This window comes from Ruminococcus sp. RTP21204st1_B2_RTP21204_210225 (assembly GCF_040914135.1).
Classification (GTDB): Bacteria; Bacillota; Clostridia; order Oscillospirales; family Ruminococcaceae; genus Hominimerdicola; species Hominimerdicola aceti.
Genome location: NZ_JBCPGA010000013.1, coordinates 59058 through 74047 on the forward strand (window position 1 = coordinate 59058; position 14990 = coordinate 74047).

13 protein-coding genes are annotated in these 14990 nt (G+C 40.3%); 10 read left to right on the top strand and 3 right to left on the bottom strand.

Annotated features, from left to right (window positions below):
• Positions 1 to 145 precede the first annotated feature (145 nt).
• Complete coding sequence (rpmH, locus tag AB5123_RS06850; protein WP_022287187.1) at positions 146 to 280, bottom strand: 50S ribosomal protein L34; 135 nt, start codon at positions 278 to 280, stop codon at positions 146 to 148.
• A 539-nt stretch (positions 281 to 819) separates the two neighbouring features.
• On the opposite strand from rpmH, the gene dnaA reads away from it, so the two are divergent.
• The 8 genes from dnaA to gyrA all read left to right on the top strand — a co-directional run bounded on the left by dnaA (position 820) and on the right by gyrA (position 10686).
• Entirely contained in the window at positions 820 to 2181 is a 1362-nt protein-coding gene (dnaA, locus tag AB5123_RS06855) for a chromosomal replication initiator protein DnaA (protein ID WP_022287188.1), read from the top strand.
• 446 nt (positions 2182 to 2627) lie between these two features.
• Positions 2628 to 3734 (top strand): DNA polymerase III subunit beta, encoded by a 1107-nt coding sequence (gene dnaN / locus AB5123_RS06860; RefSeq protein ID WP_022287189.1) that lies wholly within the window; start codon positions 2628 to 2630, stop codon positions 3732 to 3734.
• Positions 3735 to 3738: 4 nt separating this feature from the next.
• On the top strand, positions 3739 to 3963 hold the full coding sequence (locus tag AB5123_RS06865) for an RNA-binding S4 domain-containing protein (protein WP_022287190.1): 225 nt from the start codon (positions 3739 to 3741) through the stop codon (positions 3961 to 3963).
• 1 nt (position 3964) lies between these two features.
• Entirely contained in the window at positions 3965 to 5095 is a 1131-nt protein-coding gene (gene recF, locus AB5123_RS06870; protein ID WP_288162737.1) for a DNA replication/repair protein RecF, read from the top strand.
• Entirely contained in the window at positions 5095 to 5355 is a 261-nt protein-coding gene (gene remB, locus AB5123_RS06875) for an extracellular matrix regulator RemB (RefSeq protein WP_022287192.1), read from the top strand. Before recF ends, remB begins: the two co-directional genes overlap by 1 nt.
• Positions 5356 to 5459: 104 nt before the next feature.
• Positions 5460 to 7388, top strand: coding sequence for a DNA topoisomerase (ATP-hydrolyzing) subunit B (gyrB, locus tag AB5123_RS06880; RefSeq protein ID WP_117905316.1), 1929 nt, complete (start codon positions 5460 to 5462; stop codon positions 7386 to 7388).
• A gap of 15 nt (positions 7389 to 7403) precedes the next feature.
• On the top strand, positions 7404 to 8093 hold the full coding sequence (locus AB5123_RS06885; RefSeq protein ID WP_038670141.1) for a YcxB family protein: 690 nt from the start codon (positions 7404 to 7406) through the stop codon (positions 8091 to 8093).
• 46 nt (positions 8094 to 8139) lie between these two features.
• Complete coding sequence (gene gyrA / locus AB5123_RS06890) at positions 8140 to 10686, top strand: DNA gyrase subunit A (RefSeq protein ID WP_195551005.1); 2547 nt, start codon at positions 8140 to 8142, stop codon at positions 10684 to 10686.
• A 167-nt stretch (positions 10687 to 10853) separates the two neighbouring features.
• On the opposite strand, the gene serS is transcribed toward gyrA, so the two are convergent.
• Positions 10854 to 12137 carry a serine--tRNA ligase gene (gene serS, locus AB5123_RS06895; protein WP_046442104.1) on the bottom strand — a complete coding sequence of 428 codons (1284 nt, stop codon included), beginning with the start codon at positions 12135 to 12137 and terminating at the stop codon, positions 10854 to 10856.
• Between the two features lie 315 nt (positions 12138 to 12452).
• Between serS and secD the strand changes: the two genes are divergently transcribed.
• Together secD and secF are read left to right on the top strand one after the other, a co-directional pair.
• A complete protein-coding gene (gene secD / locus AB5123_RS06900) occupies positions 12453 to 13835 on the top strand; it encodes a preprotein translocase subunit SecD (protein WP_278461716.1) in 1383 nt (460 codons plus the stop codon).
• Complete coding sequence (secF, locus tag AB5123_RS06905) at positions 13828 to 14808, top strand: protein translocase subunit SecF (RefSeq protein WP_022287198.1); 981 nt, start codon at positions 13828 to 13830, stop codon at positions 14806 to 14808. Before secD ends, secF begins: the two co-directional genes overlap by 8 nt.
• A 66-nt stretch (positions 14809 to 14874) precedes the next feature.
• Here the strand turns inward: secF and AB5123_RS06910 are convergent, their stop codons facing one another.
• On the bottom strand, positions 14875 to 14982 hold the full coding sequence (locus tag AB5123_RS06910; RefSeq protein ID WP_368364635.1) for an IS3 family transposase: 108 nt from the start codon (positions 14980 to 14982) through the stop codon (positions 14875 to 14877).
• Positions 14983 to 14990: the final 8 nt, after the last annotated feature.

The following is a 14990-nucleotide window of genomic DNA, read 5'->3' on the forward strand; positions in this document are numbered from 1 at the left end:
CATGCAAATCAATGAATGGTATATAGGTCATCTGAGGCAGCGTCCAACAACGCTTAAATACAACTGCCTAGGGACATCGATTCAGGCGTAACTAACCGCCTGAATAATGCCTGTCAGACTTATCATCAGAAACTGCCTGTATCTCTTAGTAGCTGAGTCTAGCTCTGCCCTTTGCTCTTCTTCTTGCGAGTACCTTTCTGCCGTTAGCAGTAGACATTCTCTTCATGAAGCCGTGAACTTTCTTTCTCTGAAGCTTTTTAGGCTGATATGTTCTTTTCATCGAATTCTCCTCCTTCCGCTTTCAACACCCCGTCATTTTATACAAAAAAACGTCCTCGGAGATGTTTAAACTTATAGGGTCACAGCAAATTACAATATCGCTATGAAAAAAGCCCTTGTAATTTAATATTATAGCTCATTCACACACCATTTGTCAAGCCTGTTCATAATATTTTTATATTTTTTTTGATATTATTTTTCTTTGCTTTGAGGGGCTTACTGTCCGAAAAACCTGCCGCTTACGTCCTCATTTTTTATGAGCATACAATATATTGTGTGCCAAATATAAATTTTATCTGTATTAAGTGTTTTTTCTTATCTTTGAAAAACATACTTTTTATTCTTATTTCTTTCCTTATATATAATATATAGGACTTGAAATTTTAAGTCAAGTGTGCTATAATAGTATAGAATTGATTAATTATGCCTGTTTATATATTTTTTTAAAACTCTGACCTGCCGTCTGTTTGACAGGGGTCACGGCGGACAGCGGAAACACCGCACAGGCAGAGCTATTTTCTAGGAGGTTATGGAGAAACAATGGATTCCTTTAATGACGTATTTCAGGAGGTCCTGAAATATTGCCGAAACTGCAAAAGTATCAGCGAGCCGGGATATAACAAATGGATAAAGATACTTGAACCAATGAAGCTTGAAAACAATGTGGCTTATTTGCTCACTGATTCTGATTTTTCAAGAGATATCACTATGAACGCCTATGAGAATCTTTTAAAAGAAGCTTTTCTCAACACTTTGGGCTTTGAGGTAGATATAAAAATACTTGTTAAAGACAAAGAAGAAGTTAATGAAACTGAGGAAAAGGATATAGAAGTCAAGGTGGCTGACTTTTCTGATGAAGAAAACAACAATCTTACCTTTGATAACTTTATCAAAGGTAAATCGAACGATCTTGCCTATGCTTTCAGCACAGCTGTCGCACATAAGTATGACGAAGATCAGAAAACTCCGTCTAACACAAATACTATATTCAACCCTCTCATCATATACGGTGATTCGGGACTTGGAAAAACTCACCTTATGAAAGCTATCGAGCATGAGGTAAAGAAAAATCACCCTGAGCTGAAAATTATTTACACCACAGGTGAATCCTTTATAAACCAGCTCGTTAAAGCTATCGAGTCAAAGGAAACTAATAAATTTCATGATAAATACAGAAATGCCGACTATCTTATGGTAGACGATATACAGACCATTGCAGGCAAGGAGCGTATGCAGGAGGAATTTTTCCATACCTTCAATGATCTTTACAATGCGGGCAAGCAGATAGTTCTCACATCGGATATTGCACCGTCAAAGATATCCAAGCTTCAAAACAGGATACTTACCAGATTTTCACTGGGCGTTCAGGTAGACGTTACACCGCCTGATTTTGAAACAAGAATGGCTATCGTAAAGAAAAAGGCTGATATGCTGGACTTACAGCTTTCTGACAATGTCGTAAGGATAATAGCAGAGAAGATAAAGACGAACATACGTCAGCTTGAGGGAACTGTAAACAAAATAAAGGCTCTTACCATTTATACGAATGAAAGCCCGTCCATATCTATGGCTCAGAGGATAATTAAGGAAATAATCATTGAAAATCACCCTGCTGAGATAACGGTTGACAGGATACTTCAGGAGGTAGCGGCGGCATTTGACGTTACTGCTGACGACATAAAATCAACAAACAGACGTGCAAACGTATCCCTTGCAAGAAAAATAGCGATCTATCTCTTCAAGGACGTAAAGGGCATGACCTTTATACAGATAGGAAATGAGCTTAACAAAAATCATTCAACTATGACCATACACTATCAGGACGTTGTTAAAAATCTTAAAGAGAACAAACAGCTAAAAGATACCGTTGACGACATAATCAAAAACCTCAAGGACAATTAAACGGACTATTTCAACATTTTCAACATAGTTTTCAACAATTTTGTTGAATATCCGGACTTGGATATATAAAGCTTTGCGGAATGTTTTTCAAAACTTTGCACAATGAAGTTTAAACAATGGTGTTATAAAATAAAACACCGATTTTCAGGTTTCAACATTTTTTGCGATAATAATAAACATTCAACAAACATTTTTTCAACTTTTCAAACACAAAAAAAGTTTTTGAAAACACAGTTGAAGTGATGTTAAAATAAACTTGAAAAGCAAAACAAGTCTGCAAAAGGCTTTGAATGACTTTTCAACCATTTCAACACACTCTACTACTAATACTAATTTAATATTGATTTATTTATATATTATCAGAGCAAAAAAATATAAGTTTGAGAAATTCATATGTTGAAAAAACAAAAGTCAGATAAATGTAATTTTTTAGAAAGGAAATTGCTATGAAAATTCTGTGTAATAATGCTTCACTTTGCGGAGCAGTAACAAATGTTTCAAAAGCAGTGTCAGAACGTGCTGCACTTAAATCTCTTGAGGGAATAAAATTCAAGCTTGAAAACTCAATGCTGGAGCTTACCGGCTATGACCTTGAGATAGGTATAAAAACTGTTATACCAGTAAAGAGCGACGATTCGGGAGAATTTATACTTAATGCAAGACTTTTTGCTGAAATGATAAGGAAAATGCCTTCTGAAGAGATCCTGATAGAGGTTTCTGAAAATTTTCAGGTGACGATCTCAGGAGGAGTTACCACATTCAATATCCCTGCAACATCAGCAGAGGAATATCCTGCACTACCTAAGAAAGAGGAAGAAAACAAGATAACTATCTCTCAGCCTGTTCTTAAGGATATGATAAATCAGACAAAGTTTGCCGTGGCTGTTACAGACCTTAAGCCTGTTCTTAAGGGCGAGCTTTTTGAGATCGAAAACGGTACTCTTACTCTTGTTGCCCTTGACGGATATAGACTTGCTGTGAGATATGAGCCTATAAAGTATGACGGAAGTCTTAAATTCGTCGTTCCTGCAAAAACTCTCTCTGAGATAGCAGCACTTCTGGGAGATAATGACGAAGAAACAGCCTCCGTTTATCTCTCAAAAAATCATGTTGTGTTTGAATTAAACGGCTATCTTGTTTATTCAAGACTTATCGAGGGCGAGTTCCACCCTTATAAGTCAGCTATACCAACTACTTGCACAACTGAGGTCATTGTTGACAGGAAAGAGCTTATTGCCGCTCTTGAAAGAAGTTTGATACTTATAAGTGACAGAACACCGTCACCTGCAAGATGCTATTTTGAAAATAATTCTATAAAAATAAACTGCTCAACAAGCGTTGGAAAGATAACAGACGAGATAAAGGCTGATATAGCAGGTCCTGTTATCGAGATAGGCTTCAAGTGCAAATATCTTCTTGACCCTCTGAAGGTCATAAAGGAAGATAAGGTCAAATTGCAGATGAGCGGAAGTCTGCTGCCTATGAAGATAGTTCCGTGTGAGGGCGATGCTTATACTTACCTCGTTCTCCCTGTAAGACTAGCAAAGGAATAAGAATATGAAATATCAACAGATAGATGTAAATATAAAATCAGAGTTTATAAAGCTCGATTCTCTGCTTAAATATGCAGGCGTTGTGGAAACTGGCGGCATTGGCAAGGAGATAATCCTCGAGGAGAGAATCAAAGTAAACGGTGAGGTCTGCACAATGAGGGGAAAGAAGATCCGCCCCGGGGATAAGGTGCAGATAGACGAGATAGCTACAGAGATAGTGGTAAAATAAAATGGTGATAACCAAAATTTCCGCAGACGGATTTAAAAATCTTAAAAAAGTCGAGATATATCCTCATGAGAAAATGAATATTTTCTGCGGAAAGAATGCTCAGGGCAAAACAAATCTTATAGAAGCTATATGGCTTTGCAGCGGAGTAAGGTCTTTTCGCAACACAAAAGACAGAGAAATGATAGATATAAACGGACAGTTCATGAATATCGACATTTCATTTAAAAACAGCTTTCGCAGTCAGGATATACATTTTGCAATGGCAAGACCTAATGTGAGAGAAAAAAACGTCACCTTGAACGGCGTAAAGCTGAAAACTCCCTCAAAGCTTTTCGGAAGCCTTGATTGTGTTATCTTTACTCCTGAGGATCTGGAGCTTTCAAAAGGCTCTCCTGAAAACAGACGGCAGTTTCTTGACCTTTCAGTGTCACAGATAAAAAATTCCTACAGCTCTGTTATCTCAAAATATGATGATCTTATAGAGCAGAGAAATATATTGTTAAAAAATATCTGTTACGGCAGATCAAAAAGAGAAGAGCTTGAAGTGTGGGATATCCAGCTTGCTCAGCTTGGGGCTTATATCTCGCTTTTAAGATATAATTATACCAAAAAGCTCGATATGTTCGCAAAAAAGCTTTATGAGGATATATCAGAGGGCAGAGAAAGGTTGGAGCTTGAATATTATTCCACTGTGTATTCAAATCTGGAGGGCAGAAAAGATTATTCAGGAGATATGGCTGAAGAGTATCTAAGCTGTCTGCAAAATAATCTTGATGACGATATAAGAGCAGGATTTACACAGAAAGGCGTTCACAGAGATGATCTTGCGGGAAAAATAAACGGACTGGCAGTTAGACAGTTCGCTTCTCAGGGACAGCACCGCTCTCTTGCTCTTATTTTGAAGCTTTCGCAGGCTTATATACTTGCCGAGGAAATAGACGACAGCCCGTGTATACTTCTCGATGATGTTTTGAGCGAGCTTGACCTCTCAAGGCAGAAGTTCGTTATCTCGAAAATACACGATATGCAGGTCTTTATAACCTGCTGTGACAGGAATATCCCTTTTGACGAGAAAAGCCATGGAAAGATATTCAATATAGAAAACGGAATGATAGTTCAGGAGAATAAGTGATGTTTCTGCATTTAGGAAATAACTATTTAGTCAATACTAAAGATATCATAGGGATCTTCGATATAGAGAACACCTCTGTTTCTGCCAACACAAAGGAATTTCTTAATTTTGCGGCAAAAAACAGACGTGTTGTGAACTGCACATATGAAATGCCTAAAAGCTTTGTGGTGTGCCTTGATAAAGACTTTACGGAAACTGTGTATATAAGTCAGATGAGCTGTGCCACACTTTTGAAAAGAAGCAAAAGAATGCCTGAATGATGAATCAAAGAAATAAGATGATAAGATAAAAAACCAAGTGATGAGGGGGTTATTTTTTGGAAAATAACAACGAGATCGAGATCCAGAACACCGAGGAAATATCCATGGTGGATAAGCAAAATGATTATAATGAAAATCAGATACAGGTGCTGGAGGGTCTTGAAGCGGTAAGAAAAAGACCTGGTATGTATATCGGATCAACAGGTCCAAAGGGACTTCACCACCTTGTCTACGAGATAGTTGACAACGCTATCGATGAGGCATTGGCAGGATATTGCACTGAGATAGAAGTAGAGATACTTCCCGGGGACATTATCAGAGTTACCGATAACGGACGTGGTATCCCTACAGGTATACACCCAAAGGAGAAAATATCTGCTGCAACGGTAGTTTATACCATTCTCCACGCAGGCGGAAAGTTCGGCGGCGGCGGATATAAGGTAGCAGGCGGACTTCACGGCGTTGGTGCGTCTGTAGTAAACGCCCTCTCGGAATATCTTGAGCTTACAGTTTATGACGGAAAACATATTCATTTTCAGAGGTTTGACAGAGGTAATTATTCAGAGCCGCTGAAAATAATCGGCGATACTGATAAAACAGGTACTTCCGTTCTCTTTAAGCCTGACCCTGAGATCTTTCAGGAAACAACAGTGTTTGACTATGAAACACTGCTTAAAAGACTTAGAGAACAGGCATTTCTTAATGCTGGTATAAAGATAATCTTTACAGATAAGAGAAATGAATCAGAGCCTGTGGGCGAAACTCTCCATTATGAGGGCGGTATAAGACAGTTCGTTGAGCATATCCACAAAACAAGAGGCGTTACTCCTCTTTCTGAGGAAGTTATCTATGTCAACGGCATGGAGGGCGATACTTTCGCTGAGATAGCTTTGCAGTATAACGATACTTATAATGACCTTATACTTTCATTTGCTAATAATATCCATACTCCTGACGGCGGTACTCATGAAACAGGCTTCAAAAATGCTCTTACAAAGGTAATAAATAACTACGGTAAGAAGTTTGGCTATCTGAAAGACGACGATAAGCTTCTTGGCGACGACGTAAGAGAAGGTCTGACAGCTATAGTATCCGTTAAGCTCACAAACTGTGAGTTTGAGGGTCAGACAAAGGGCAGACTTGGCAATCCTGAGGTAAGACCTTTCGTTGACAAGATAGTTACCGAAAAGCTTATGAACTACTTTGAGGAAAACCCTACTGTGGCAAAGGCTATTTTTGATAAGTCCGTTCAGGCACAAAAGGCAAGAGAAGCCGCAAAGAAAGCAAGAGAGCTTACAAGAAGAAAATCTGCTCTTGAATCATCTTCATTGCCTGGCAAGCTTGCAGATTGCTCAGAGAGAGATGCTTCACTCACCGAGATCTATATCGTCGAGGGAGATTCTGCGGGTGGCTCTGCAAAGGAAGGCAGAGATAGAAAATATCAGGCTATACTTCCTTTGTGGGGAAAAATGCTCAACGTAGAAAAAGCCAGGATAGATAAGGTATACGGCAATGAAAAGCTTATGCCTGTTGTTACAGCATTGGGAACATCAATCGGCGAGGACTTTGACCTTTCAAAGCTTCGTTACGGCAAAGTTATCATCATGGCCGATGCCGATGTAGACGGTTCTCATATCAGAACACTTCTGCTCACATTCTTCTTTAGATTTATGCGTCCTCTTATTGAGGAGGGTCATATCTATCTTGCTCAGCCGCCGCTTTTCAAGGTTGCAAGGGGCAAGCAGGTCAGATATGCTTTCTCAGACGCAGAGAGAGATCAGTATATTTCTGAGCTTTCGGGTGAAAACAATCTGAAAGTAAACGTTCAGAGATATAAAGGTCTTGGTGAGATGGACCCTGAACAGCTTTGGGAAACAACCATGGATCCTGAAAGAAGAACTATGATAAAGGTGACAATGGAGGACGCTGTTAAGGCGGACGAGATATTCACTATTCTTATGGGCGATAAGGTCGCACCGAGAAAAGAATTTATAGAGAAAAATGCAGAGTATGTAAAGGATCTTGACGTTTAAAGAAAGGATACTGCTTTGGATAACAACGAAAATAAAAATCAGGAAACAGAGCTTGAAGAGGTAAAAACAGAGGAAGCTGTTGAAACGGCTGAGAAAGCTGTTGATAATGCTGATGAGGTGGAAGAAGCACAGATAGAAAAAGAGCCTGTTTTGAGCTTTGAGTATGATGTGAAAAACGAGGAAGAGGAAAGAGCTTTTTTAGCCTTTCAGAGAAAATTCGTTTATGCGCATAACTGGAAGATAACAGCGGCTTTCGGCGTTGTTGCGGTGCTTTTTATAGTGTCCATAGTGAGAAACCCTTCGGGATATCTTAACTGGGTGCTGGCGTTCATATGCCTTGCAATAATCGTTCTCACATGGTATAACACCAGAAGAATAAGAAAATATCTTATGCAGGCACTTAAACCTCTTGAGGACGACAAGTATGTTTTCACCCTCTATGATGACAGTTTCAAAATAGAAACGCTGCCGACAGAGGAGGAAAAGCAGGAGGAGGACTTTACCCCTGTTCCGCCGAGAATAGTTGGTTTTGAGGATATCTCACTGAACGTTTTGGAAAATGACGAGATGTTTATTATAATACTCAAAAAAGAAACTATTTATGTGCTTGCAAAAAGAGTTATGAACGAGCAGCAGCAGGAAACACTGAGAAAAACTTTTTCAGAGCTGCTTGATAGCGATTATGAAATGATAGATAATAAATAAGAACAGGATATGTTCTTTTCAAAGTAAACCGAAAGGTTAAAAAGGAGTGGATAAAGTGAGCGATTATAACGTTATTGACACTGATGTTGAAGCGATAATGAAAGAATCTTTCATTCAATATTCAATGGCGGTAATTGTATCCAGAGCCTTACCTGATGTAAGGGACGGACTTAAACCTGTTCACAGAAGAATTTTATATACCATGTATGAAAATGGTCTTACACCTGATCAAGCTTACAGAAAATGTGCAGATACGGTCGGATCTGTGCTTGGTAAATATCACCCACACGGTGACGCATCAGTTTATGACGCACTTGTAAGACTTGCTCAGAAGTTCTCAATGAGATATCCTCTTGTTGACGGTCACGGAAACTTTGGTTCCGTTGACGGCGACCCTCCGGCTGCCTACCGTTATACTGAGGCTAAAATGGCTAAGATGTCAGTAAATATGCTGACAGATATAAACAAAACAACTGTTGATTTTCAGTCAAACTATGATGACAGACTGAAAGAGCCTGTTGTGCTGCCGTCAAGATTTCCAAATCTTCTTTGTAACGGCTCAGTAGGTATCGCTGTGGGCATGGCAACGAATATCCCTCCTCATAACCTCCATGAAGTTATCGAGGGCATGAAAACTGTCATGAAAAACCCTGACTGCACACTTGATGAGCTTATGCAGAGCATAAAGGGTCCTGACTTCCCTACAGGCGGTATCATCATGGGCAGGTCCGGTATCAGAGCGGCTTACGGCACAGGTCGAGGAAAGATAACACTGCGTTCAAAGACCTCTATCGAGGAGATAAAGGGCAGAAACTGCATTATTGTCACTGAGATACCTTACATGGTAAACAAGGCAAGACTTGTTGAGTCTATCGCTGACCTTGTTAAGGAAAAGCGTATTGACGGAATACATTATATAAACGATGAATCCGGCAAGGACGGAATGAGGATCGTTATCGAGCTTAAAAAGGACGCTAATCCGCAGGTAGTTCTCAACAAGCTGTTCAGCTATACACAGCTTCAGGATACTGTGGGCGTTATAATGCTCGCACTTGTGAACGGTATCCCTAAGGTGCTGACCCTCAAGGAAATGCTTGAGCAGTATATAGACTTTCAGGTCGATGTTATCACAAGAAGAACTAAGTTCGACCTTAACAAGGCTAAGGAAAGAGAGCATATCTTAAAGGGTCTTGTTATCGCACTTGACAATATCGACGAAGTTATCGAGATAATGAAAACTTCAAAGAATATCCCAGAGGCTAAGCAAAGACTTAATCAGCGTTTTGGCCTGACAGATATTCAGGCTGACCATATTGCAAATATGACTCTCGGACGTCTGACCGGTATGGAAAGACAGAAGATAATAGACGAGTTGGCTGAGATCGAAGTTAAGATAGCTGACCTTGAAGATATCCTTGCAAATCATCAGAGAATACTTGATATAATCATTGAAGAGGTCGAGGCTATTCAGGATAAGTTCGGTGACGAGAGAAGAACTCAGATAGAAAATGTCAGCGGTGAAGTTGATATAGAAGACCTTATCCCTGTTGAGGAAAGCGTTGTTACCTATACAAATGCAGGATATATAAAGAGAATGCCTGTTTCAGAGTATAAGGCTCAGAAGCGTGGCGGACGTGGCGTAACGGGTATGAAACAGCGTGAGGACGATTATATCGACGAGCTTCAGACCTGTTCTTCACATGACAATATACTCTTTATCTCCAATAAGGGCATAATGTATAAGCTCAAATGCTATGAGCTGCCTGAGGGCTCAAAGGCTTCAAGAGGCACAAATATAGTAAATCTTCTTGAACTGGGCGAGGGCGAGAAGATAGCCGCAATGATAAAAACTGCCGATTTTGACGAGGGCAAGTATATCGTCATGGTAACAAAGAACGGCAAGATAAAGAGAACTCCGCTGACTTCCTACAGAAATGTAAGAAAGAATGGTCTTATCGCTATCGGTCTTGACGAGGGCGATGAGATAGCAGGAGTAAGAATGACCTTTGGCGATAATGAGGTCATCGTTGCAACGCATAATGGTTATGCTATCAGGATAAGAGAAACTGACATAAGAGAGATGTCAAGAGTTGCACATGGCGTAAAGGCTATTAAACTCAGGGGCAGCGACTATGTTGTATCAATGGCAAGAGTAAGAGAGGGTGCAAGCGTTCTCACTGTTGCAGAAAATGGTCTTGGCAGACGTGTTCCGCTGGAGTCTTATAAGGTACAGAACAGAGGCGGCTACGGTCTTATGAACTATAAGAGCGGCGGAGTATGCGGAATAAAGGTCGTTGATGATGAAGATGATATCATCATGATATCCACAGACGGCATTGTTATCAGAATAAGAGCCTGCGATATCAGCATGATGAGCAGATACTCCCGTGGCGTAAGACTTATGAGAGTCGGCGAGGACGGCAGAGTGGTTTCATTCACAAGGACAGAGCATGACGACGAAGCTGAAACGGCAGAGGTAGAAAAGGCTACTGCCGAGGAGATAGCTGAGGCTCAGGCTGAGGAAAATGCTGAGGTCATTGAAGATAATACCGAAAGCGTTGAGAATGAGGATTCTGAAAACACGGAAGAATAATATAAAAATCAAGTAAAGACAAAATAAACGGGCGAACACTGTTCGCAACTACATTGACTAAAAAATTAACGGATGGCTAAAAACCGTCCGTTTTTTGTATCTATATGATTTTCAGACAACAAAAAAGGTGAGCGGCACATGACCGTTCACCTTTTTGCATATCAAAATTACTTTGTTATCTTGTCCTTGCCGCCCATGTACATTCTCAGTGGCTCAGGGATATTAACTGTTCCGTCAGCATTGAGATTGTTCTCGAGGAATGCGATAAGCATTCTTGGAGGTGCAACAACTGTGTTGTTAAGAGTGTGAGCAAAATACTTTGTGCCGTCTTCTGCCTTTATTCTTATGCCAAGACGTCTTGCCTGTGCGTCGCCAAGATTTGAGCATGAACCAACTTCAAAATACTTCTTCTGTCTTGGGCTCCATGCCTCAACGTCACAGCTCTTTACCTTAAGGTCTGCAAGGTCGCCTGAGCAGCACTCAAGTGTTCTTACAGGAATATCGAGTGAACGGAAGAAATCAACAGAATTCTGCCACAGCTTGTCATACCATGCCATGCTATCTTCAGGTTTGCAGACAACTATCATTTCCTGCTTTTCAAACTGGTGTATTCTGTAAACGCCTCTCTCCTCGATGCCGTGTGCGCCAACTTCTTTTCTAAAGCATGGTGAATAGCTTGTGAGAGTCTTTGGAAGCTCACCCTCTGGAATGATAGTGTCGATAAATCTGCCTATCATTGAATGCTCAGAAGTACCGATGAGATAAAGATCTTCTCCCTCTATCTTGTACATCATGCCTTCCATTTCAGAAAAGCTCATAACGCCTGTAACAACGTCTGAACGTATCATGTAAGGAGGAATGAAATATGTGAAACCTCTGTCTATCATGAAATCTCTGGCATAAGAAAGAATTGCAGAATGAAGTCTTGCAATGTCACCCATAAGATAATAGAAGCCGTTTCCTGATGTTCTTCTTGCACTGTCAAGATCAATGCCGTTAAAGCTTTCCATAATGTCAACGTGATATGGGATCTCATAATCAGGAACAACAGGCTCTCCGAATCTTTCAATCTCTACGTTCTCGCTGTCGTCCTTGCCTATAGGAACGCTTGGGTCGATAATGTTAGGGATAACGAGCATTCTCTCACGGATCTTGCCCTCAAGCTCTTTTTCCTTTTCAGCCATAGCGTCAAGCTCAGCACCGATAGCGGAAACCTCAGCCTTTACTTTCTCAGCTTCGTCCTTCTGACCCTTAGCCATAAGACCGCCTATCTGCTTGCTCATTACCTTTCTTTTATTTCTCAGCTCGTCAGCTTTTGTCTTAGCTGCTCTGTATTCCTCGTCAAACTGAGCTACCTCGTCAACAAGAACGAGCTTTTCGTCCTGAAACTTCTTCTTGATGTTTTCCTTGACAAGCTCAGGATTTGTACGGATAAGCTTAATATCAATCATTTTACATACTCCTTTTAGCTGACGCAAAAAAATTTTCTTACGTCGCAATATTTATCCTTTTAATAATATCACTAAAAGGAGATTTTGTCAAGACAAAGCCCCTTTAAAACAGGCTTTTGAAACAGGTTTTGAGAGAACTTATTTCATAGATAAAATACTATCATGATATAAGTAACAGTGCGAATTTCATAAAAACTATTGACATTTTGTATCAAACGTTTTATAATTATAAGGTGAATGTGTTCGTTATGGGCGTATTGTGCCATGACGGCAGAAAAGCCTCTGGGCTTAATAAATTTATCAGGAGGATTAAAGGTGCGAAAAGTTAAAAAACCCGTGTTTTTTATCGTGCTTTTGTGTATAATTGCATTTGGATATCTCACTTATGCAGGAATACATACTCAGTACGGAGATATAAAAACAAGCTATATCAAGGGCGTTGAAGATATCCGCTGGGGTATCGATATTCAGGGTGGCGTAAATGCTACGTTTGAACCTGCCGATAATTACGACGCCACAAAGGAAGAAATGGACGCTGCAAAGGCTGTTATCGAGCAAAGACTTGTAAGCCTTAATATCACAGACAGCGAGGTCTATGTAGACTATAAGAAAAATAAGGTAATGGTTTCATTCCCATGGCAGGCTAACGAAGAAAGCTTTGACCCTGAGGCTGCTGTTTCTGAGCTTGGCGAAACTGCAAAGCTTGTATTCAGAAAGGGTAAAGAAGAAAAAGGCGAGCAGGTGCTTACAGGAAATGACGTTAAAAAGGCTGAGGTAAGACAAACTCAGGACGAAACTACAGGAAATATCAAGTATGTAGTAAGCCTGACACTCAATAACAGCGGTAAAAAAGCTTTTGCTGACGCTACAACTGAGCTTGCCGGAAAAGGCTTTATCTCTATCTGGATGGACGATAAGTGCATTTCTGCCCCAAGCGTAAATTCAGCTATCACTGACGGTGAGTGCGTTATCGAGGGCAAATTCACATATGATTCCGCAAAGGCTCTTTCAGATAAGATAAATGCAGGTTCTATCCCATTCGACCTTAAAACAACAAGCACGAACATCATTTCACCTACACTTGGCGAGGGTGCAAAGAACGCAATGGTGCTTGCAGGAATTATCGCATTTATCGTTATCGCTGCATATATCATCATTATCTATAAGCTGCCGGGCTTTGTTGCGTCTATCGCACTTATAGGTCAGGTAATAGGTTCTATCGCTTGTATCACAGGCTTCTTTGGAAATATCGACAGCTTTACGCTGACTATCCCTGGTATCGCAGGTATTATCCTTTCTATCGGTATGGGCGTTGACGCTAACGTTATCACAGCCGAGAGAATAAAGGAAGAGCTTAACAACGGCAAGACCCTTAACGGAGCTATCGAGCTTGGCTATAAGAGAGCATGGAGCGCAGTATTCGACGGAAACATCACAGTAGTATTCGTTGCAATAATCCTTATGGGTGCCTTCGGACCTACAGACAGCGTTTTCGGAACACTTCTCAGCCCTGTATTCTCAGTATTCGGCGCAAGCACAGCAGGTACTATCTATTCACTTGGATATACTCTCCTTGTAGGTATCCTCCTGAACTTTGTATTCGGTATCTTCTGTTCAAGACTTATGCTTTCGTCCCTCTCAAAGTTCAAGTGCTTTAAGAAACGCAAGCTTTACGGAGGTGCTGAAATAAATGAGTAAAGAAAAAAAGACCCTGAATGTTGTGGGTCACAGCAAATTATTCTATTCCATATCATGCGCACTTATCGCAATTTTTATCATTCTTACATTCGTTATAGGTCTTAACGTGGCTATCGAGTTCAAAGGCGGTACAGTTTTGACTTATACATATGAGGGCGATATAAAAACATCTGACGTTTCAAATACCGTTTCTGACAGTATCGGAGATAAATGTACAGTAACTCTTGGCGAAAACACAGGAAACGCAGGAAAGACAGTAGAAATAAAATTCTCATCAACAAAGGGTATAAGCGATGATAAGCAGAACACCCTGAAAACAGCCCTTGAAAAGGACTTTCCTGATAATAACATAGAAGTTTACGAGTCAAACGACGTTGCAGCTTCAAGCGGTATGAACTTCTTCTTCAAGTGCCTTGCTGCTTGCGCACTGGCAATGGTCATCACTATCATTTATATCGGCTTCAGATTTAAGAAGATAGGCGGTATCTCAGCAGGTGTGTTCTCAGTAGTTGCCCTTGCACACGATATGTGCATGGTATACGGTTGCTTTGTAATATGCAGATTTGACATCAACGCAAACTTTATGGCAGTTCTGCTGACTATCCTTGGATATTCTATCAACGCTACTATCATCATCTACGATAGAATCAGAGAGAATGAAAATCTCCTTGGCAACAAAATGGAGCTTGAGGATCTTGTAAACCTCTCTATCACACAGACGATGGGACGTTCTATCCATACAACTGTTACAACAGTTCTTGCTATGGCTACAGTTTGTATCGTCTGCATAATCTGCGGAGTAACATCTATCCTGAGCTTTGCTTTCCCACTTATCATAGGTATGATATCAGGTGTTTATTCTTCTAACTGTATAGCACCTACACTGTGGGTACATTGGAAAAAACATCAGGCAAAGAAGTCACATTCAGGTTCAAAAACAGGCAGCGCAAAGAAAAAGGCTTCAAGAAGATAAAATTTTATGGACGGTATGTTATGACCCGCCCCCTGTCAAGTAGACAGCGCAAAAAACAAAAATATTCTATGTTGTGACTAAAAGCAGTCTGTGCAATTTGTGCAGGCTGCTCAGTTTGATCTGGTAACGCCTTGTGTTGTAATAGGTTATGTATTCCTCTATCGCTGAAATCAGTTCGGTCT

Coding starts and splice junctions, on each gene's coding strand:
- rpmH (WP_022287187.1), bottom strand. CDS start 280: ATGAAAAGAACATATCAGCCTAAAAAGCTTCAGAGAAAGAAAGTTCAC.
- dnaA (WP_022287188.1), top strand. CDS start 820: ATGGATTCCTTTAATGACGTATTTCAGGAGGTCCTGAAATATTGCCGA.
- dnaN (WP_022287189.1), top strand. CDS start 2,628: ATGAAAATTCTGTGTAATAATGCTTCACTTTGCGGAGCAGTAACAAAT.
- AB5123_RS06865 (WP_022287190.1), top strand. CDS start 3,739: ATGAAATATCAACAGATAGATGTAAATATAAAATCAGAGTTTATAAAG.
- recF (WP_288162737.1), top strand. CDS start 3,965: ATGGTGATAACCAAAATTTCCGCAGACGGATTTAAAAATCTTAAAAAA.
- remB (WP_022287192.1), top strand. CDS start 5,095: ATGTTTCTGCATTTAGGAAATAACTATTTAGTCAATACTAAAGATATC.
- gyrB (WP_117905316.1), top strand. CDS start 5,460: ATGGTGGATAAGCAAAATGATTATAATGAAAATCAGATACAGGTGCTG.
- serS (WP_046442104.1), bottom strand. CDS start 12,137: ATGATTGATATTAAGCTTATCCGTACAAATCCTGAGCTTGTCAAGGAA.
- secF (WP_022287198.1), top strand. CDS start 13,828: ATGAGTAAAGAAAAAAAGACCCTGAATGTTGTGGGTCACAGCAAATTA.